This window comes from Saccharothrix xinjiangensis (assembly GCF_039527585.1).
Taxonomy (GTDB): Bacteria; Actinomycetota; Actinomycetes; order Mycobacteriales; family Pseudonocardiaceae; genus Actinosynnema; species Actinosynnema xinjiangensis.
On record NZ_BAAAKE010000010.1, the window covers coordinates 61,280 to 80,328 of the forward strand.

The window sequence follows — 19,049 nt, forward strand, 5'->3', positions numbered from 1 at the left end:
CCAACCCGGATGTCCACCCACCGTGGAGGTCGATTCACTCGCCAGGGGGTAGGCCGACCTCCCGGTCCACCTCGACCGAGGCGACGCCGGGCACCGCGCCCAGCGCGCCGGTCGCGCCGGTGGCGGCCGGGCCGGGCACCGAACCGGTGACCACGCCCAGCGACTCCATCACGTCGTCGACCTCCATCCCCGCGTCGCGCAGGGCCGAGACGACGGCGGGCAGGTCCGCCAGCCCGTCGTCGGCGACCGAGACAACCACCTTGTGCCGAGCGAGTGCCACGGTCGCCTCCGTCGGTGCCGTCAGGGAGCCTGCACCAATCCTCCACCCACATCCGTGGAAGGCAACCCCAGTCGGCGGCAGGACTGCGCCAGCCTCGCCCAGAGCTCCCAGCCGCGGGCGCCGTGCTTCTCGGCGATGAGCGCGGCGATGCCCGCCACGTGCGGCGTGGCCATGCTGGTGCCCTGGATGCGCTTGTACATGCCCGCGCCGTCGTCCTTGTTCCACGACGAGTAGACGTCGACGCCCGGCCCGACCAGGTCGACCTGGCCGATGGCGTCGACCGTGCCGCAGGAGAACGGCGCGACGGCGCGGTTCACGTCGACGGCGCCGACCGACAGGATCGACGGGCAGTTGGCCGGGTGGCCGACCGGGTTGACCGTGCCCGGCCGCCTGCTCTCATTGCCGGCGGCGGCGATGACGAGGGAGCCCCGGCTCATCGCGCGCGTGGCGGCCTGCTCGAAGATCTGCGAGTACGGGGTGCCCGGCCGCACGGCCGCGCCCAGCGACATGGAGATGACCGCGCACCCGTTGGCGACGGCCCACTCGATGCCGCCGAGGATGCCGCTGTCCGAGCCGAAGCCCGCGTTGGACAGCACCTTGCCCGCGTAGATCTCGGCCTCGTGCGCGACGCCGTAGCCGGGGCCGGCGGCGGGCTTGCGCGGGCCGGCCGCGCTGCCGATGCAGTGCGTGCCGTGGCCGTGCGCGTCGTCCACGGTCTCGCCCTTGATGAACGACTGGGTGACCACCGTGCGGCCCTGGAAGTCGGCGTGCGCGATGGCGAACCCGGTGTCGAGCACGGCCAACCGGACGCCCTTGCCGGTGGCCGTGCTGAGGTTGGCGCCCACCGCCTGGAGGCCCCAGGTGAACACGGCCTCGTCGACGGCGGCGGCGGTCTCCTCGGCGGTCGTGTAGGCCTGCACGACGCGCTCGGCCTCGACGACGCTGATCGGGCCGGGCGCCTCGGCGGCCCGGGAGAGCTGGGCGACCTGCTCCGGCGTCGCGTCGACCACCGCGACGCCGAGGTCCTGGAAGATCAAGCCGTCGGCGGCGGTGAGGTCCGCCGCGGTGGGGCGGTCCGCCGTGCTGGCGGCGGAGATGCCGGCGACCCGGCTCATCTCCATCGCGCCGGCCGCGACCGACCTGTCTTCGAGTAGCACCAGGTAGCGCCCCGTGGTTCCGGTGCCCGTTGGCTGTGACATGACGACCCCCTCCGGGGTTTGGCGGCTGTCAGGTGTAACCCCGGACCCCGCTCACGCTCAAGCGCCCGTACGGGTAACAAGTCGCACGGCCGTGGTCCGCATGTCGTACTGGAGGTCCGGGGCAACCGGTAGATACAGCTCAGGCCGTCGCCGGGTTCTTCTCACCCTTTCGGGTGAGATTCGCGAGGGGCTCCACCACGCGGGCCGCCACCGGGCCCAGCACCGCCATGAGCAGCACGTACGCCGTGGCCAGGGCCGCCAGCTCCCCGTCCACCGCGCCGGACGCCACCGTGAGCGAGGCGATGACGATGGAGAACTCGCCGCGCGCCACCAGCGCCGCGCCCGCACGGGCCCGGCCCATCCGGCCGATGCCCTGCCACTTCGCGGCCCACCAGCCGGTCGCCACCTTGGTCGCCGTGGTCACCACCGCCAGCGCCACCGCCAGGGCCAGCACCGGCGGGATCGACGCCGGGTCGGTGTTGAGGCCGAACACCACGAAGAACATCGCGGCGAACAGGTCCCGCAGCGGCTCCAGCATCCGGGTGGCGTTCTCCGCCGTGGACCCGGAGATCGCGATGCCCAGCAGGAACGCGCCGACCGCCGCCGACACCTGGAGCTGCGAGGCGACGCCCGCCACCAGCAGCGCCGCGCCCAGCACCTTCAGCAGGAACACCTCGGGGTCGGGGCTGTCGACCAGCGCCGACACGTAGCGGCCGAACTTCAGCGCGACCACCAGGACCACCGTGATCGCGGCCAGCGAGATGCCCACCGCGGTCAGCCCGCCCACGAAGCTGACGCCCGCCAGCACCGCGGTCAGGATCGGCAGGTAGAGCGCCATCGCCAGGTCCTCGAACACCAGCACGGACAGCACCACCGGCGTCTCCCGGTTGCCCAGCCGGCCGAGGTCGCCGAGCACCTTGGCGATGATCCCGGACGAGGAGATGTAGGTGACGCCGCCCATCGCGAGCGCGCCGACCGGGCCCCAGCCCAGCACCAGCGCGGCGATCACGCCGGGCGTCGCGTTGAGCGCGATGTCGAGGACGCCCGCCATCCACGACCGCTTCAGGCCGGTCACCAGCTCGGCCGCGGAGTACTCCAGGCCGAGCAGGAGCAGCAGGAGGACCACGCCGATCTCGCTGGAGAGGTGCGCGAACTCCTCGATGCCGTGCAGGGGGACCAGGCCGCCCTCGCCGAACGCGAGGCCGCCGATCAGGTAGAGCGGGATGGGTGAGATGCCGATCCGCCACGCCATCTTGCCGAGCAGGCCCAGCCCGAAGAAGACCGCGCCGAGCTGGATGAGCGCGATTGCTGTGCTGTGCAAGGTGCTCAGCCACCGCCCAGCAGGTCGCCGGCGGCCGCCAGGCCCTCCGCGGTGCCGACGACCACGACCTGGTCGCCGCCCGCGAAGACGAAGTCCGGGCGCGGTGAGGGGTGCACGCCGTTCGCGCGCACCACGGCCACGATCGACGCGCCGGTGCGGGTGCGCAGCTCGGTCTCGGCCAGCGGGCTGCCGTCGAAGCGGGAGCCGGGCACGACCGGGAACTGCTGCGTGGAGATGCCCGCGACGTCGCGGTGCTGCTCCTCCAGGTGCGCGACCAGTTGCGGACCGCCCAGCAGGCCCGCCAGGGTGGCGGCCTCCGCGGAGGTCAGCGCTATGGACGCCATGCAGTCGTCGGCGTCGTCCTTGCGCGACACGATCAGCTCGAACTTGCCGTCACGGTGTGTGATCACACCCATGCGGCGTCCGGCCCGGATCATGAAGTCCTGCCGGGTGCCGATCCCCGGAAGCGGCGTCACCTCGACGTTCACGAGGCAGGAGTCTAGTCGGATGGGTGTACTGGTTGGTCCGGTTCGCCGGGGTTGGGTGGTGCGGGACCGCGTGCCGGGCCCGGACGTGGACGAGTTCGCCGAGCCCGGGAAGGTCACCGCCGCGCTGGCCCGCGCCCGCGCCGGCACGCTGCTGGCCGTGCAGCACCCGCACCGCACGCCCGAGGCCCTGGCGGCCGGGCTGTCGCTGGTGGACGCGCTGCCGCGGGCGCGGGCCGACCTCGCCCGCCTGCGCGCCACCGCCTACCGCGAGGTGCGGGACGTGGTCGCGCCCTACCGGGTGGACGGCCCGGACGGCACCGCGCACGGCCTGCTGTGCGTGGTGGACCCGACCGCGGTCGGCCACACCGAGGACGTCTACCCGGAGGTGGTCGCCGAGCGCGCCCGCGTGCTGTCCGGCCTGGGGTGCGCGACCAGCGCGGCGCTGCTGGTGCCGGTGGGGCCGGAGGTGTCGCTGACCAGGCTGGTCGCGGAGGTGGACGACGAACCCGCCGCGTCGGTCGTCGACCCGGGCGGTCGGCGGCACCGGCTGTGGCTGGTCGGGCCGGGCGAGCGGCAGGACGCGCTGCTGGCCGCCGCGGGCGAGCACCCCCTGATGGTCGCCGACGGCAACCACCGGGTGGCGGCCGCGGCCGGGTTACCCGGGTTGCTGGCGCTGGTCGCGGCAGGCCCCGACCTGCGCGTCGGCCCCATCCACCGGGCCGTGGTCGGCAGCGGGCTCGCGGTGGCCGGCGCGGCGGCCGCGTGGCGGGCCCTCGGGCTGGCGGTGACGCCGGTGGACCGGGACGCCCGCCCGTCGCCGGGGGTGGCCGTCGCGGTGGGCGCGGACGGGGCGGTGGCCGTGTCGCTGCCACCCGGCGGCGTGGACCACGCGGCCGTGGAATCGGTGCTGCTGGCCGAGGCGCTGGGGCTGGGCGGCCCGCGCGTGCGGCCGGTCACCGACGAGGTCGTGCCCGACGCGGACTTCGTCGTGCTCATCGCGCCGGTGCCGCCGGCCGACGTGCTCGCCGTGCACGCCGCCGGTGGTCGGATGCCGCGCAAGAGCACCTACTTCACGCCCAAGCCGCGCAGCGGCCTGCTGCTGGCGGACCTGGGCCGACCCGGGTTCCGGTGTGACCGCCCGCACCAGGCACAATTGCGGGGTTGACGACCGCAGTACGCGTTGAGGAGGACAACCCGGTGGCACACGGTGAGCTGCGTGGCGTGGTGGCCCTCGACGGGCCGTCCGGCACCGGCAAGTCCTCCGTCGCGCGACGGCTGGCGGCCACCCTGGGCGCGCGCTACCTCGACACCGGCGCGATGTACCGCGCGGCGACCCTGGCCGTGCTGCGCGCCGGCGTCGACCCGGCCGACGCCGACCGCGTGGTCGAGGCCGTCCGGGGCGCCGCGGTCGTCCAGGGCACCAGCCCCGACCGCTCCACCACGCACCTGGACGGCGAGGACGTCGGCGCCGAGATCCGCGGCCCCGAGGTGACCCTCGCCGTGTCGCCGGTCTCGGCCGTGCCCGAGGTCCGCGAGACCGTCGTCGACCAGCAGCGGCGCATCATCGCCGCGGCCCTGGCCGAGGTCGGCGGCATCGTCGTCGAGGGCCGCGACATCGGCACCGTCGTCGCGCCCGACGCCCCGCTCAAGGTCTACGTCACCGCCGACGCCGAGGCCCGCGCCCGCCGCCGCGCCAAGCAGGACGCCGCGTCCGGCCGCCAGGCCGACCTGGGCGCCACGCTGGCCGACGTCCAGCGCCGCGACGCCTACGACTCGTCGCGCGCCGTGTCGCCGCTGCGCGCCGCCGACGACGCGGTCGTGCTCGACACCACCGACCTGGACCTGCCGGGCGTGCTGGCCGCGCTGCTGGAGCTGGTGGACGAGCGCGGCCTGCTCGCCCAGCCGAGCGGACGGGTGCGCGGGTGACCGACCAGCTCCCCGACGGGTCGCGGCCCCGGCTGCACGACCTCGGCCGGTGGATCGCGCGCGGGCCGTTCCGCACGCCGTTCCGGGTGCGCGTGCACGGCGCGGACCGGGTGCCGCGGACCGGGCCGCTGGTCGTGGTGGCCAACCACAGCTCCATGGTCGACGGGCCCATCCTGTTCGGCGTGGTGCCCCGGCGCGTGGTGTTCCTGATCAAGCAGGAGATGTTCAAGGGCGTGGCCGGCACGCTGCTGCGGTGGATCGGGCAGCTGCCCGTTCGCCGCGGCGAACCCGACCGGGCGCCGCTGCTGGCGGCGCAGGGCGTGCTGCGGGACGGCGGCGCGGTGGGCGTGTTCCCCGAGGGCACGCGCGGCGCCGGCGACGTGGCCGAGGCCCAGCGCGGCGCGGCCTGGCTCGCCCGCTCGACCGGCGCGGTCGTCGTGCCGATCGCGTGCCGCGGCACCCTGCGCCCACCCGGGACCCGCAGGCGGTTCCGGCCCGTGGTGGACGTGCTCGTCGGCGAGCCGTTCGAGCTGCCCGACGACAGGGGTCGTCAGGCGCTCGTGAAGGCCACCGAGCAGGTCCGCGACCGCTTGGCCACCCTGGTGGCCGAGCTCGACAGTCTACGAGGAGAAGCACGATGACGGACTTGGACGGCACCTGGGCGGACGAGTCCGACTGGACCGCGTTCGACGACGAGGCGGGCGAGGAGGGCTCCGCGACGCCGCCGCAGCCCGTGCTGGCGGTGGTCGGCCGACCGAACGTCGGCAAGTCCACCCTGGTCAACCGCGTCATCGGCCGCCGCGAGGCGGTCGTGCAGGACGTGCCGGGCGTGACCCGCGACCGGGTCGCCTACGACGCGCTGTGGAACGGCCGCAAGTTCACCGTGGTCGACACCGGCGGCTGGGAGCCCGACGCCACCGGCATGATGGCCTCCGTCGCGGCGCAGGCCGAGCTGGCCATGGCCACCGCCGACGCGATCGTGTTCGTGGTCGACGCGACGGTCGGCGCGACCACCACCGACGAGGCCGCGGTGAAGCTGCTGCGCCGCTCCAAGCGGCCCGTGCTGCTGGTCGCGAACAAGGTCGACGACGAGCGCGTCATGGCCGACGTGGCCTCGCTGTGGTCGCTGGGCCTCGGCGAGCCGATCCCGGTGTCCGGCCTGCACGGCCGCGGCTCCGGCGACATGCTCGACAAGATCCTGGAGGCGCTGCCCGAGACGCCCCGCGAGACGTTCGAGGCCCAGCGCGGCGGCCCCCGCCGGGTGGCGCTCGTCGGTAGGCCCAACGTCGGCAAGTCGTCCCTGCTCAACCGCCTCACCGGCGAGAACAGGTCGGTCGTCGACGCCACCGCGGGCACCACCGTCGACCCGGTCGACTCCCTGGTCGAGCTCGACGACGAGCTGTGGCGCTTCGTCGACACCGCCGGCCTGCGCAAGCGGGTGAACTTCGCCTCCGGCGCCGAGTACTACGCGTCGCTGCGCACCAAGGCCGCCATCGAGTCCGCCGAGGTGGCCGTCGTGCTGCTCGACGCCGCCGAACCGCTCAGCGAGCAGGACCTGCGGGTGCTGAGCATGGTCGTCGACTCGGGGCGCGCGTGCGTGCTGGCGTTCAACAAGTGGGACCTCGTCGACGAGGACCGGCGCCACGCCATGGTGCGCGAGCTGGAGCGGGGCCTGGTCCGGGTGCCGTGGGCGGAGCGCGTGAACATCTCGGCCCTGACCGGCCGCGCCGTGCAGAAGCTCGCGCCGGCGCTGCGCACGGCGCTGGACTCGTGGGACACCCGCGTGCCCACCGGCCGGTTGAACGCCTGGCTGAACGACCTCATCGCCGCCACCCCGCCGCCGGTGCGCAGCGGCAAGCAGCCCAAGGTCCTGTTCGCCACCCAGGCGGCCACCCGCCCGCCGACGTTCGTGCTGTTCACGACCGGTTTCCTGGAGGCCGGGTACCGGCGGTTCATCGAGCGGAAGCTGCGCGAGGAGTTCGGCTTCCAGGGCAGCCCGGTCCGCATCTCGGTGCGCGTGCGGGAGAAGCGCGCCAAGAAGTGACCCGGTTGCCCCGGCGGGCCGAATGCGGTTGCCTGGCGAAGTGCGGGTGCGACTGGTCCTCGCCGACGACGAGGCGCTGCTCCGTCGGGGGCTGAAGGTGCTGCTCGAAGCGGACGGCCGCGTCCAGGTGGTGGCGGAGGCCGCGGACGGCGCCGAGCTGCTGGACGCCGTCCGGCGGCACCGGCCGGACGTGGCGCTGGTCGACGTGCAGATGCCGGGCGTCGACGGCCTCGCGGCGCTGCGCGAGCTGCTGACGTGGCCCGACCCGCCCGCCCTGGCCGTGCTCACCACGTTCGACCTGGACGACTACGTGGCCGCGGCCCTGGACCTGGGCGCCCACGGCTTCCTGCTCAAGGACGCCGAACCCGACGCCCTGGTGCGCGCCGTGCTCGACCTGGCCGCCGGGGGAGCCGTCCTCGACCCGAGGATCACCGCCCGCCTGCTGCCCAGGCTGCGGGTGGCGAAACCGCGCGAGAACCCCCACCTCGACGTGCTGAGCGCCCGGGAGCGCCAGGTCCTGGCGCTGTTGGCCAACGGGCAGCCCAACAGCGCCATAGCGGCCGAGCTGAAGCTCAGCGAGGCCACCGTGAAGAGCTACGTCTCGACGGTCCTGACCAAGCTGGGAGTGGAGAACCGCGTCCAGGCGGCACTGGTGGCGCACCAGGTGAACGCGTGGTGATCCTCCTGGAACTGCTGGCGGTGCTCGTGCCCGGGGCCATGGTCCTGATGGCCGGGTCGGTGCCGTTCACCTGGTCCATCCCCGCGGCCCTCCTGGCCTGCCTGGCCCTGCCGCTGCGCCGCCTGAACCCGTCCCTGGCGGCCCTGCCGTGCCTCCCGGCCCTGGTGGGAGGCCTGGGCTGGCCCCCGACCGTCGTGGCCCTGTACCGGGTGGGTCGCAAGACCAGCCCACCGGTCATGATCACCTGGGTGGCCGCCGCGGCCGCCGTCCCCGCCACGTTCGTGGTGGTCCGCGAATCCCTGGCCCCCAACCAGGCGCTCCTGACCTTCGCCTTCGCCCTGTTCATGGCGGGCGCCCCCACCGCACTGGGAGCCCTGATCACCACCAGGCGAAGCCTGACCGCCAGCCTCACCGAGGCCTCAAGGGCCAGGACGGCCGAGGTGGAAGCCCGCGAAGAAGGCGCCAAAGCCGCCGAACGAGCCCGAATAGCCAGAGAGATCCACGACGCCGTAGGTCACCACGCCACCCTGATCGCCGTCGAGTCGGCAGCGCTGGCAGCCACCACCGACGACCCCGAGACCCGCGAAACGGCCCTGCGCCTGCGAGCCCTGGCCAAGGAGTCGCTGGCCGAGATGAGAGCCGCCCTGGGCCTCCTCAACACGGAACCCACCCCCGGGTACGACGGAATACCCCACCTGGTGGAACGAGCCAGGGCGGCAGGACTCACGGTGACCTACGAGGACCGGACGAGCGGAACCCCGCCCCCGGCCACGGGCCGAGCGGCCTACCGGGTGATCCAAGAGGCCCTGACCAACGTCACCAAACACGCCCCAGGAGCCCCCACCCGGGTGACCCTCACCCAACAGGACAAACGCCTGACCATCACCGTCACCAACCCCACACCCCCTTCGCCACCCAAGCCACCACCCGACGGCCACGGCCTGCACGGCCTGCGCGAACGCGTGGCCCTGGCCGGCGGAACCCTGACCACGACCCAGGCGGAGGGCAGCTTCGAGGTGGAGGCCAGCCTCCCCACGACACCGTCGAAAGTTGACGGGAACGACTCGACTTTTGGCGGTAGTGCACAAACGAGGGCCAACGCATAGTGGGTGGACGTCGACTCCCGGGGGAGCGGCTGGATCGAGGGGAGCACGGGGGCCCGCCACGCGCGGGCCTCCGTCATAACCGCAGCTAGACGCCTTACATGACCGATGTCGGGGGGTCGTGTCAGGCACCCTGTTGGGGGTGCGCTAAGCTATGCGCGCACCCCACAACGGGGGTGTGGCCGGGACGTGGCGCAGTTTGGTAGCGCACTTGACTGGGGGTCAAGGGGTCGCAGGTTCAAATCCTGTCGTCCCGACGGTCTGAGGAAGCCCGCTGGCTTGGGAAGTTTGCCCAGGTCGGCGGGCTTTTTCGTGTGCTGATGTTGATCTTCGCTCGGTTACGGAGCGGTAACTTTTCGATCTTGGTGAACGGTGTTCAGGAGCGAAATCCGGAGCGGACGGCTCCGGATCTTTGACCAACGCCGAATGTGGTCGCCTCGAACGGGTGAATCCGTCCAACCGGCGCCAAACATCACCCGTTGGTGTGAACCGTTCCTGGACTTCGTCAACCATCGGCAACCGTCCCGACCGGTGTCGTGGACCGGTCGAAGGATCTGAACCGACGTGACCGGGCGCAGGTTGGGGGTGCGTCGGAAGCCTTGGCGGCGAGCAGATCGTCGTATTGGCGTGTGCGACTACATTGGCGGGTTGAGGCGCTGCCTTCGACGACGCGCTTCCGCGTGTTCTGTCGGCTTTCCGTTGAGTCGTGAGATCGTGAGCATGTGGTGTGGATTGGCTGGCGGACGCTGAAACGCAGTGAATCAGAAACGCTGTTTCAGTTCGTGGAACCGCAGGTCACCAAGCCTCGACCCCGCGCACGCGGGGGTGTTCCCAACGACCGCTCCTACCACGTCATGCCGCTGCTCTCGACCCCGCGCACGCGGGGGTGTTCCCGCGCCACTGTCGATGCGGAACCGGTCGCTGGGCTCGACCCCGCGCACGCGGGGGTGTTCCCGCCTCGGGCGGGTACCGCTCGTTCACCGAGGCCTCGACCCCGCGCACGCGGGGGTGTTCCGCAGGTTCGGCTGGACCCCGAGCGACCGGCAGACTCGACCCCACGCACGCGGGGTGTTCCCCTCGTGGGTGGAGCGCGTCGCCCGCTACGAGGCTCGACCCCGCGCACGCGGGGGTGTTCCTGGTGCACCGGCTGCGTGCGCTGCGCTTAGGTCCTCGACCCCGTGCACGTGTGGGGTGCCAGAACTCTGCACGCGGGCGTTGAGCTGCGGTGATCGTGCATCATGGGCTGTAGGGGCATGCTCGTGAGGCGTGGAGTTACGACTGGTGTAGCTGATCTTCGTCCGGCTCGTCGGCCGGCTGGTTCTGCTCGGCCGGTCATCGGCGGTCAAGAACGTGGAGCTGTTGGTGCTACGGCACGAGGTCGCAGTGCTGCGCCGGATCGACCCTCGTCCGCGGTTGGACCGGGCCGATCGCGCGGTACTTGCCGCAGTGGTGCGCCGACTGCCACGACTGCTGCGCGAGCACCGGTTGGTGACGCCGGGCACCGTCCTGCGATGGCACCGACGCCTGGTCGCAAGGAAGTGGACCTACCCTCACCGGACCGGACGCCTACCGGTCGGCGGCACCGTCGTGGCGCTGATCGGGCGGATAGCGCGGGAGAACACCGGCCGGGGCTACCGCCGCATCCGGGGCGAGCTGCTCAAGCTCGGCCACCGGGTCGCCGCTTCGACCGTCCGCCGCGTGCTCGAGCGCCTGCGGATCCCACCCACACCCCGGCGCGACACCGACACCTCCCAGCGACGGTTGCTCCGCGCCCAGGCAGCCGGCTTGTCGGCCTGCGACGGCTTCCACGTCGACTGCGCCGTCACCCTCGAACGCGTGTACGTCTTCTTCGCGGTGGACGTCGCCACCCCGCTACGTCCACATCCTCGGCACCACCACCAACCCCGACGGGCATGGGCTACATAACAAGCCTGCAACGTAGTTGTGGACCCCGGCGACCGGACCGACGACTTCCGGCTTCTCATCCGCGACCGGGCCGGCCAGTTCACCGCCTCGTTCGACGTAGTCCTCGCCGCCACCGGCATCCAGGTCGTGAAGATCCCACCACGGTGTCCACGAGTCGACGCCCACGCCGAACGGCTCGTCAGCACCGTCGGACACGAAGTCACCGAGCGCCTGCCCATCCTCGACGAACACCACCTGAGATCAGTGCTCGACCGGTACGCGGCCCACTACAACCACCGCCGACCACACCAAGCACCGCAACTCGCACCACCACGGTCAGACCAGCCGACCGCACAGCCGAATCACACCTCGACACGCCGCCGACCAGTCCTCGGCGGCCTGATCAACGAATACGAACCGACAACCGCCTAACCACAGGTCAGGCCATGTGGCCGACTTTTGGAACCCCATGGGCTGAACGGACGGGAACTCACTGAGCAGGTCACCGCCTGGTCGCTGGACCGCGCCTACGACTCCGACCTGCCCTCCCCGATGCGCGCCACCAACGGCAGCGCCTCGGCCGAACTGCGGCTCACCCTCACCGGCACCGGGGAGTGGACCGCCGCCCAGCTCTACAGTCCCTACGCCCCGCACGCCACCGCCGACATCGCCCGACCCCGCCAATCGGTCCTGCACGGCTGGGGACTGAACGACGACGCCCTACCGGCGTTCCGGGGCACCGCGCGCGACCGCATCGCCGACAGCGCCACCGGCCGCGTGGAGGTGGCGGCGCTAGACGGCACGGAACGGCTGCGCGGCTCGGCCCACTTCCCGGCCGCCGTGTCGATCAACACCGTGCCCATCGCCTCGGGCGCGTGGGTGGTGGGCAACCTGCTACGCGACGCCGGTGTCCACACCGCCCCGCCGCCGCGCACCAACGCCATCCTCTATGCCTCCATGCACGGCGGCATCACTTCCGACATCGGGTTCTACCGCACCCACTCCGGCTCGATCGGCTACACCCGGCCTTACGAGCCCTGGGAGATGGCGGCGCTGACCGGCTCCACCACAACCTCGTTCACCGTGCGGTTCGACCCGCGCACCCCTACCACCGTCCCCGGTCGCAGCCTGTTCTGCGAGTTCTGGACCAACACCAGCTCCATCGATCCCGACACCGGGGCGGTCACTCTGTCGTGCTCCTACCAGGCCGACGGCGTGACCAACTCCGTGGAGTTCGGTGTGGACTTCAAGTCCAGCCCTCAGCGCGCAACGGCCAGCTCGAGTGGCGCGTTCGCCACCGTGCTGTTCCTCGCACCGCTGTCGGTGGGCCGGTGGCACATCGGCTGCTACTGGATGTTCAACGGCACCCAACCCACCGCGCGCATCTGCATGTCCGGCCCGGACGGCTACTACGAGGAGTTCAACCCTGCCTAACTGCAGTCTTGGTCAGGTCGAAGTCCTTCGCGATCTGACCGACCGGCCACCCGCTGGCACAGCTCCATGGATCTCGGCTTTGAACTCCGGAGCGAACGACCGCCGAGGTTGCCGGGTCTTCTTGTCCGTGGACTTTAAGCATGCTGCGACGATCAAGGAGGGGCGCGGAGTCGGTGTAACTGCCAACGTGGATTCAACTTCTGTATGGCTTTGGTGAAGTGTCACTCGACGGAGTGTCCTGCTTCGTTGTTGAAGGAGTGTTCAAGCCATGCCCCGCCCCATGGACGCCTCATGATCGTTACATAGTCGCTCTGGTAAGAATTCGATACCGTGGGTCTAATGTTTGCATGAACCGAACCGGCGGCGTCGGTGTGCGGGCGAGTCGACATGGAGGGTCGTTCTAGCCGTATCGACGATCTTATGCAGTCGGTGGAAGTGTGGTTTGGCTCTCTTGATCGCCGCATTCATGTCGGATTTTTGATTGCTGGAGGATTTGTTGCAGTACGAAAATGAGGAAGAGTCGTCGGACGTCAAGCAGGAGAGGTTCAGCACGGTCCGCAGTCGCGAGTTGGGTGAGCACTTGCGTCGGGTCCGGCGGCAGACGAACTTCAAGACCGGTCAACTGCTGGAGATGTTGGAGTGGTCGGCCGGAAAATTGTCCAAACTGGAGAAGGGGACCCGAGGCACGTCGCCATGTGATATCGCCTTCCTGCTTGGCGCTCTCAACGTCGACCTGAAAACCCGTGAACAGATCATCGCCCTGGCCGAGGAGTCCGATACCGGTAGCTTTCTGCGCTTGCACCACTGCGCGCTCGACACCTTGCCAGCGCTGCTCGTGGATGAAGATGAAGCGGTCGACATCACCTCCTACGACCCCGTCGGCATCCCCGAAATGGTTCAGACCGAGGACTATGCCCTGGCCTTGATCGATGATCCAGATCTCGTGGCGGCGCGGATGCGACGCCAGCGACCTCCGAAGGGCTTCCTCGGCCGCCGAATGACGGTATTCATCCACGAAAGCGCTCTGGCCCATGTCGTTGGCTCCACGTGGACCATGCGTGATCAACTCTTGCAACTCGCGCTGCTGGCCGGCAGTGCCGACACCTCGATCCGGATCATCCCGCGGTCCTGTGGTCTTCATGTCGCCCTGTGTCGTCCGGCCACCCTGTTGACCCTCGATCCTCCTCTGCGGCCGGTTGTACATGTCGAAACCGACGTGGCAACCGTTTTTCACGACGACCCGGGCATCGTTGAGGTCTACCGCAACAAGATGCGGCAGATCGACCGCTTGGCTCTCGATCACGCACAATCCCGAGAATTGCTCGCCCAATGGTCCGACCGCTACGACACTCCCGAACCGCGGCCGGGAGGCGCACTGTGAGAAAAGCAGTCAGGAGGAATAAATCGGAAAACGTGCAGAAAACCATCCGGTTGCGCACGGATGTCTTTTCCAAGGCCGCAAAGCTCGCCGGCTTCGGCTCCGACTACTCCCTGGCCAGGCGCATGGGGGTCAACCGGTCCACTGTCACCCGTGTGTGCAGTGGACGACTTCAGCCCGGCCCCGCCTTCATCGGTGGAGCCCTCACCGTTCTGGCTCCCATGAATTTCGAAGACCTTTTTGAAATTGTCCCTGCTCATCGTCGACTGTAGCTCTTGTCGCCTGAAAGGAAGCCGCACTGCGTTCAACTCAAGTTGTACCGCCCTTGCTGTGTTACTACGCGTCCGTGCTGAAACCGTGGATCGGTGAGCCGCGTAGCTCCGTGACGCGCTCGCGGAATGGTGCGCCGACTGGTCCGCGCAAATGTCGCCCTACCGGCACCTCCTTGTGTTGGCAGTTTCCTTCGGCGTGGCCCCGGGGGTTCAAGCAGATATTCGCCCGGTACGGACCGCGCCAGTACCGATAGCGATGGCGAGTCGAACGCCGGCTCTTGCTCGCCGAGACTTCGTCAACGCCGTCCTCGGCGTTATCGGCAGGCAGGTCTTCGGTGCTGAAGCGGGGATGGACCCGGACGACGTTCACGGCGCTGGTCGCGGTGATGCCGGCCTGGGCGTCGCCCCGGGTCACCGATCGTGGAGCTGCGAGCACGTCGGTCAGTGTCAGTGGTTTCTTCGCTGATTGATCGAGCAGCTGCCAGAGGCCGTAAGCGGCCTGGATCCATCCGGCGCAGTGGCCCGTGCCCGGCTCGGGGAGCAACTCACCCAGCCGCACGGTCGCGGGGAAGGCCGCGAGTACCGGCGTCGGGCTCATCCGTGCGGAGACAGTGCGCACGTGGTCGGCGAAGTAGCCCGCGCTGTAGCGCGTTCTCGTCTCCGACCATCGGGCGACGAACGTGTTCGGAGGCAGGCCTTCCCAACGAGGAGGCCGATGCGGCGTGTAGAAGCAGAGGTGAACCCGGTCGTCGTGGGGTGGCGGTGGCCGTGACCAGCTGACCGCGACGATGGGGGCCTCGACGTGGCCGGGAACGTCGTGGAGCCATGGTGCGGGTGTCCAGCCCGAGCCTGGCAGGTCCTGAGCACGTACGACGTCGTAGAGGGCCCCGCCGATGCAGGCCTCGAACAGCATGAAGCCGACCAAGCTGGGCAGTCGGTCCGCGCAGGCGGGTTCGGTGGACGGGGTGGACGAGTACGTCACCGCCATGTCGATCACCTCCCGGTCCACCCAGGTGAGGCTCGCGTGCCTTAGGCGGCCGGCTTCCTGCCGAGCGAAACCTCTCACGTCCCGGTCATCGCCATCGGCTTTGGTGGCGGATCTGAAGCTCCGGGTCCTCTGCTCCTCACGGGCACCGGCTGCCGCGATGGTGGCGTAATGCTCGTAAAGCCGACGGCGCAGGAAGGGCAACTGCTGGGAGGACGGAGCAGCCCACGGAGCTGGTTGGAAGACCGATGCGTCCGGAATGGGGTCGGGAATGGTGAGGCCGCTGATTGCGGGGTGCATGAAGCAGGCTCCAGGGCGAGGTGGCGACATGGTGCGCCGCTCATCGCAGGCGGCGCAGTGCTCGCAGCACGCGGTCGAGAAGCGCCGGATGTTTTTAGGGCCGCTGCCTTCCAACGCGACGGCGTGTTTTCCTTCGAGATCCTGCGCGAGTGTGAGCGGTTCCAAGTTGGACAGTGGATGTCAGGTCAAGATCGAGCAGGCCACCACGGGTGCTCGCCAGTCAGCCCACCGGCGCGCAGCCAGTTCGCGAGCGCCGTGGGCCGCAGGTCGAGGTGGCTGAGTTCGCTGTCGGTGCCCCAGCGCGCTTCGCCGTGCCCAGCCCGGAGCGCACCGGGGTCGGTGAGGGTCACGTCGAACAGCAGGGCCAGCTCGAAGACGGCGGGCTGTATGTCCGCGTGCTGGGCGCGCACTTCCACAGCGGCGCAGAAGTCCAGGCACGCCACATGACTGTGGACCTGTTCCCGCAGGGTGCGCCTCAAAGCGTTCTCGACGGTTTCACCGACTCTCACAAGGCCACCCGGCAGCCGGTATGCCGCGACGTCCGAGTCTCGGACGGCCAAAAGACGCTCGCAGTCCCCGACGAGGCCGTACACCCCGACGAGCGGGCCGAGAACCGGTGAGGTGGCTGTCATGGTGCTCTCACGATCGGTGGGCGGGTCGATGCCGAAGGTGGATCTCGGGGTGGGGCCGGTCCGTCTTCGGCGTCCGGTGTCCGGTGTTCAGCGGGCACGGGCGTTCTCCCACAACAGGATGTGCAGCCGGGAGGTCAGGTTCCAGCCGCGGGCGAGCACCGGATCGGCCAACAACCGCATCCGGTCCAGCACCGTGGCGCTGTCGGTGCCCTCGGGCATGACCCACACCGGGTTGAGCCGGTACCGGGTCACCAGGTCCTCGACCTCGTCCAGGTCGGGCACGGACTGGACGACGAACTTCCAGCTGGCCTTGCCCGACAGCACGAACTGCCGCAGCGCGGCGGGTCGGAGGCGTTGCCGTTCGGGCAGCCCGGAGTGCGCCAGCTTCGGCGAGACGATGAAGCGGGTGACCGCTTCGACCACGGCGGGGCTGGGCGCGATGGTGCCGGACGTCTCCACCTCGGTTTCACCGGCCAGGCCATTCTGCCGAACAGCCGCCAGGAAAGGCTCCAAGGCCCGCTGCTGGAGCAGTGGCTCGCCACCGGTGATCACCAACAGGTCACCGGGCGTACCCGCCAGCCAGTTCAAGGCTTCGTCGACGCCGAGATGCCGTTGTTCGACGGCCAGGTCGTGGCGTCGGCGGTCCCAGGTCTGAGGGGTGTCGCACCAGCAGCAGGCGAGGTGACAACCGAACAAGCGCACAAAACGGGCCAGCCTGCCCTGGCTGGGACCTTCGCCTTGGAAGGTCGGGCCGAACAGCTCGTTGACCACCAGCGTCACGGCGGCATCCGGCGCGGCGGTGCTCATCGAGGACCTGGGGGTTCATAGACAGCGGTGTTGAGTCGGGTCTCGCGGACCAGGATCCGCTCCACCCGCGCACCATCGGCACCGGGAAGCCCGGCCACGGTGCTCTCCGCGACCCGGCCGAGCAGGACGGCGACGGCCTCTACGGTGGGCCACGGCAGTCCGCGGGCGAGTTCTTCGGCGACACCGGTCGGGTGTTCCGCCCCGAAGCGGAACACCCGGCTGCCCTCGGCGGTCAGCGGCTCGATCAGCCGGTCGTGCACGCCGAGCATCGTGGCGTGGTCGAGGTGGTCGTCGATCCACCGTCGCAACCCAACCTTGAGTGCGCCGAACTCCACCACGGTGACCTCGGGGCTCAGCTTCGGCGCGCTGACGGTCACCGCGATCGACCAGGAGTGACCGTGGAGGCTCACGCACTTGCCGCCCAGGTGCGGCAGGCGATGCCCGGCCTCGAACGAGTGCTCGACGACGACCTTGTGCGGCATCAATGGATCACCGCGTTCGCAAGGTTGATCGATACGTTTGATCGCAATGAAACCGCCTCGCGTATTTCCACCGGAGCAAGCTCAGCTCCTGCTGTGGCAGGCGGCTGGGCTGAAAACTGCCACCTCGGACCCGAGCGCAGTCAACGCCGCTACCGACGCCCTCCACCAGGGCGATCGTGCTGCGGCCGAGAGGCGTGCACGGGGCGACATGGCCTCTGAGCTGCAGGAACTTCTCTGGAGAGGTTGTAGCCCAAACGGGTGCAGCTGGACAAGCGCGTGATCAGTCTCGGCCGGTGGCCGCTTATCGTGGCAGCGGACCGACGGGTGAGGTGATCTTCGTGGGCGATCGGCGGGATTCGTTCATCGCGCGGCGCGAGCTGATGGGGCACACCCAGGAAAGTCTCGCGGATGCCGTGGGGGTGGAGTTCTCCACCGTCGGTCGCTGGGAACGTGGCGGCCTGACCCCACAGCCATACCGCAGGCCACGCATCGCGAAGGCACTGGGACTGACCCTCGAAGAACTGAACGCATTGCTCGTGCCGGCATCACCCGGCCCGGAAGGCACCGTGCGAATCGGCAATGGAGGAACGGTGTCCCAGGAGGGCGACACCGTTCCTCACCAAGATCCGCCTCAAGCAAATGGTGTGGGCGATGTGACTGCGGTGTTCGGTCCCGAGGTCGCCGAGCACGTGCGGCGGAGCCAGGCGGAGTGGCTGCGCGTGCGTCGTGCTTCCGGCACACGGGGCCGAGAACTGGCGGAGCTGGCGGCGTGGTTGTACCCGAAGGAGCATCGCGCACCTGGCGGTCATGTGCTGACAGGTCCTGGATGGCTCTTGGACGAGCCAGTGGAGCTGGACTCGGTACAACTGGTGTTCTCCGACATCAAGCACCCGACCCCCGAAGCCGACCCGATGGACCACGTGTTGCCGTTGAACGTCCGTGGCCGGCGCTACGCCGGCTACAGCCGGGCGGTGCGGGACCTGGTGCGGCCTCGGCTGCTGGAGAACCGGCTCAGCTACCGGCTGCTGGAGGTGTCCCGGCACGATGGGCTGGCGCTCACGTTCGGAACCACCACGTTCTTCGAGGTGTTCGACGTCAAGGAAGCTCTTGCCCACGAGTTCAAGGCGGCTTGGCTGGCGTCGGGCGGCTCGGTCCCCGGTTGGGACGCGCTGCCGTTGCGCTCGGCGATCGGCGACCCGTTCGACCCGGCGCGGCGGTCGATGTCTCCTGGTATCGCCACCCTGACCATCCGCAGGGGCCGGAGCGGTGAGCACCGGTTCGTGATGCACCAACGTGACGGTCAGGCCGTGGCCGACGGGGGAGGGATGTGCACCGTGATGCCCTCCGGCGAGTTCCAGCCCTCGTCGCTCGCCGGGGTCGATGTGCGCAACGACTTCTCCTTGTGGCGCAATATCATGCGGGAGTACTCGGAAGAGTTCCTCGGTAACCCTGAGCATGACGGTCCCGGGGCGCGTTCGATCGACTACGCCGGAGAAGAGCCGTTCCGTTCGTTCGAGCGGGCTCGCGCTGAAGGGCGGTTCCGGCTGTGGCACTACGGCTTGGTGATGGATCCGCTCACACTCGGGCCGAGTCAGCGCACGGTTGCGGTGGTGGATGGCGAAGTGTTCGACTTCTTGTTCACCAACATGGTGACGACCAACGACGAGGGACGTGTCGTGGGAGAAGGCGGCCGGACCGACATGCCGTTCACCGCCGAGGCGATCGACCGGCTGGAACCTCGCATCTCGGCCAGCTCGCTGACGTTGCTCCGCCTGGCCTGGAGGGACCGCCACCAGCTGCTGGCGGTGTGACGG

The 19,049-nt window shown here is 69.9% G+C and carries 20 protein-coding genes, 1 tRNA gene and 1 CRISPR repeat array; of the genes, 13 read left to right on the top strand and 8 right to left on the bottom strand.

Translation table 11 applies throughout. From position 1 onward, the window contains the following. Positions 1–34: 34 nt before the first annotated feature. The 4 genes from ABD223_RS21650 to ABD223_RS21665 all read right to left on the bottom strand — a co-directional run bounded on the left by ABD223_RS21650 (position 35) and on the right by ABD223_RS21665 (position 3,288). Entirely contained in the window at positions 35–280 is a 246-nt protein-coding gene (locus tag ABD223_RS21650) for a hypothetical protein (protein ID WP_344038175.1), read from the bottom strand. Positions 281–300: 20 nt separating this feature from the next. Beyond that, positions 301–1,479, bottom strand: a complete 1,179-nt coding sequence (locus ABD223_RS21655) for a S8 family serine peptidase (RefSeq protein WP_344038176.1) — start codon at positions 1,477–1,479, stop codon at positions 301–303. Between the two features lie 139 nt (positions 1,480–1,618). Continuing rightward, complete coding sequence (locus ABD223_RS21660) at positions 1,619–2,800, bottom strand: cation:proton antiporter (RefSeq protein ID WP_344038177.1); 1,182 nt, start codon at positions 2,798–2,800, stop codon at positions 1,619–1,621. A 5-nt stretch (positions 2,801–2,805) separates the two neighbouring features. Further along, complete coding sequence (locus ABD223_RS21665; protein ID WP_344038178.1) at positions 2,806–3,288, bottom strand: cation:proton antiporter regulatory subunit; 483 nt, start codon at positions 3,286–3,288, stop codon at positions 2,806–2,808. A gap of 19 nt (positions 3,289–3,307) precedes the next feature. Here ABD223_RS21665 and ABD223_RS21670 point away from each other — a divergent pair, with 19 nt between their 5' ends. The 12 genes from ABD223_RS21670 to ABD223_RS21725 all read left to right on the top strand — a co-directional run bounded on the left by ABD223_RS21670 (position 3,308) and on the right by ABD223_RS21725 (position 14,029). Continuing rightward, complete coding sequence (locus tag ABD223_RS21670) at positions 3,308–4,453, top strand: DUF1015 family protein (protein WP_344038179.1); 1,146 nt, start codon at positions 3,308–3,310, stop codon at positions 4,451–4,453. A gap of 32 nt (positions 4,454–4,485) precedes the next feature. Further along, the gene (cmk, locus tag ABD223_RS21675) at positions 4,486–5,214 is read left to right on the top strand and encodes a (d)CMP kinase (RefSeq protein WP_344038180.1); all 729 of its coding nucleotides are present in this window, start codon (positions 4,486–4,488) and stop codon (positions 5,212–5,214) included. Beyond that, the gene (locus tag ABD223_RS21680) at positions 5,211–5,855 is read left to right on the top strand and encodes a lysophospholipid acyltransferase family protein (RefSeq protein WP_344038181.1); all 645 of its coding nucleotides are present in this window, start codon (positions 5,211–5,213) and stop codon (positions 5,853–5,855) included. Before cmk ends, ABD223_RS21680 begins: the two co-directional genes overlap by 4 nt. After that, the gene (gene der / locus ABD223_RS21685; protein ID WP_344038182.1) at positions 5,852–7,258 is read left to right on the top strand and encodes a ribosome biogenesis GTPase Der; all 1,407 of its coding nucleotides are present in this window, start codon (positions 5,852–5,854) and stop codon (positions 7,256–7,258) included. Before ABD223_RS21680 ends, der begins: the two co-directional genes overlap by 4 nt. Positions 7,259–7,280: 22 nt before the next feature. Then, positions 7,281–7,937, top strand: coding sequence for a response regulator (locus ABD223_RS21690; RefSeq protein WP_344038183.1), 657 nt, complete (start codon positions 7,281–7,283; stop codon positions 7,935–7,937). Then, positions 7,931–9,043, top strand: a complete 1,113-nt coding sequence (locus ABD223_RS21695) for a sensor histidine kinase (protein WP_344038184.1) — start codon at positions 7,931–7,933, stop codon at positions 9,041–9,043. The genes ABD223_RS21690 and ABD223_RS21695 overlap by 7 nt, the downstream gene beginning before the upstream one ends. A 180-nt stretch (positions 9,044–9,223) precedes the next feature. After that, a tRNA-Pro gene (locus ABD223_RS21700) sits at positions 9,224–9,297 on the top strand. Positions 9,298–9,844: 547 nt separating this feature from the next. Continuing rightward, a CRISPR array of direct repeats spans positions 9,845–10,176; the repeat unit is 28 nt; unit sequence CTCGACCCCGCGCACGCGGGGGTGTTCC. A gap of 310 nt (positions 10,177–10,486) precedes the next feature. After that, positions 10,487–10,966 carry a helix-turn-helix domain-containing protein gene (locus ABD223_RS21705; protein WP_344038185.1) on the top strand — a complete coding sequence of 160 codons (480 nt, stop codon included), beginning with the start codon at positions 10,487–10,489 and terminating at the stop codon, positions 10,964–10,966. An 18-nt stretch (positions 10,967–10,984) separates the two neighbouring features. Continuing rightward, a complete protein-coding gene (locus ABD223_RS21710; protein ID WP_344038186.1) occupies positions 10,985–11,377 on the top strand; it encodes an integrase core domain-containing protein in 393 nt (130 codons plus the stop codon). A 27-nt stretch (positions 11,378–11,404) separates the two neighbouring features. Continuing rightward, the gene (locus ABD223_RS21715) at positions 11,405–12,379 is read left to right on the top strand and encodes a hypothetical protein (RefSeq protein WP_344038187.1); all 975 of its coding nucleotides are present in this window, start codon (positions 11,405–11,407) and stop codon (positions 12,377–12,379) included. A gap of 481 nt (positions 12,380–12,860) precedes the next feature. Continuing rightward, positions 12,861–13,760 (top strand): helix-turn-helix domain-containing protein, encoded by a 900-nt coding sequence (locus ABD223_RS21720; protein WP_344038188.1) that lies wholly within the window; start codon positions 12,861–12,863, stop codon positions 13,758–13,760. Positions 13,761–13,792: 32 nt separating this feature from the next. After that, on the top strand, positions 13,793–14,029 hold the full coding sequence (locus ABD223_RS21725; protein WP_344038189.1) for a transcriptional regulator: 237 nt from the start codon (positions 13,793–13,795) through the stop codon (positions 14,027–14,029). A 64-nt stretch (positions 14,030–14,093) separates the two neighbouring features. Here the strand turns inward: ABD223_RS21725 and ABD223_RS21730 are convergent, their stop codons facing one another. From ABD223_RS21730 to ABD223_RS21745, 4 genes are all read right to left on the bottom strand, one after another. After that, positions 14,094–15,479, bottom strand: a complete 1,386-nt coding sequence (locus ABD223_RS21730) for a hypothetical protein (RefSeq protein WP_344038190.1) — start codon at positions 15,477–15,479, stop codon at positions 14,094–14,096. A 20-nt stretch (positions 15,480–15,499) separates the two neighbouring features. Next, positions 15,500–15,946 carry an NUDIX domain-containing protein gene (locus tag ABD223_RS21735; RefSeq protein ID WP_344038191.1) on the bottom strand — a complete coding sequence of 149 codons (447 nt, stop codon included), beginning with the start codon at positions 15,944–15,946 and terminating at the stop codon, positions 15,500–15,502. Positions 15,947–16,033: 87 nt separating this feature from the next. Then, positions 16,034–16,753 (bottom strand): 7-carboxy-7-deazaguanine synthase QueE, encoded by a 720-nt coding sequence (locus ABD223_RS21740; protein ID WP_344038192.1) that lies wholly within the window; start codon positions 16,751–16,753, stop codon positions 16,034–16,036. After that, positions 16,750–17,235, bottom strand: a complete 486-nt coding sequence (locus tag ABD223_RS21745; protein ID WP_344038193.1) for a 6-pyruvoyl trahydropterin synthase family protein — start codon at positions 17,233–17,235, stop codon at positions 16,750–16,752. Before ABD223_RS21745 ends, ABD223_RS21740 begins: the two co-directional genes overlap by 4 nt. Positions 17,236–17,528: 293 nt before the next feature. Here ABD223_RS21745 and ABD223_RS21750 point away from each other — a divergent pair, with 293 nt between their 5' ends. Continuing rightward, the gene (locus ABD223_RS21750; protein WP_344038194.1) at positions 17,529–19,046 is read left to right on the top strand and encodes a helix-turn-helix transcriptional regulator; all 1,518 of its coding nucleotides are present in this window, start codon (positions 17,529–17,531) and stop codon (positions 19,044–19,046) included. Positions 19,047–19,049 lie beyond the last annotated feature (3 nt).

Bases quoted from the DNA above. Each gene is read 5' to 3' on its own strand.
- ABD223_RS21655 (WP_344038176.1), bottom strand. From the start codon at position 1,479: ATGTCACAGCCAACGGGCACCGGAACCACGGGGCGCTACCTGGTGCTA.
- ABD223_RS21670 (WP_344038179.1), top strand. From the start codon at position 3,308: ATGGGTGTACTGGTTGGTCCGGTTCGCCGGGGTTGGGTGGTGCGGGAC.
- der (WP_344038182.1), top strand. From the start codon at position 5,852: ATGACGGACTTGGACGGCACCTGGGCGGACGAGTCCGACTGGACCGCG.
- ABD223_RS21690 (WP_344038183.1), top strand. From the start codon at position 7,281: ATGCGGTTGCCTGGCGAAGTGCGGGTGCGACTGGTCCTCGCCGACGAC.
- ABD223_RS21735 (WP_344038191.1), bottom strand. From the start codon at position 15,946: ATGACAGCCACCTCACCGGTTCTCGGCCCGCTCGTCGGGGTGTACGGC.
- ABD223_RS21740 (WP_344038192.1), bottom strand. From the start codon at position 16,753: ATGAGCACCGCCGCGCCGGATGCCGCCGTGACGCTGGTGGTCAACGAG.
- ABD223_RS21745 (WP_344038193.1), bottom strand. From the start codon at position 17,235: ATGCCGCACAAGGTCGTCGTCGAGCACTCGTTCGAGGCCGGGCATCGC.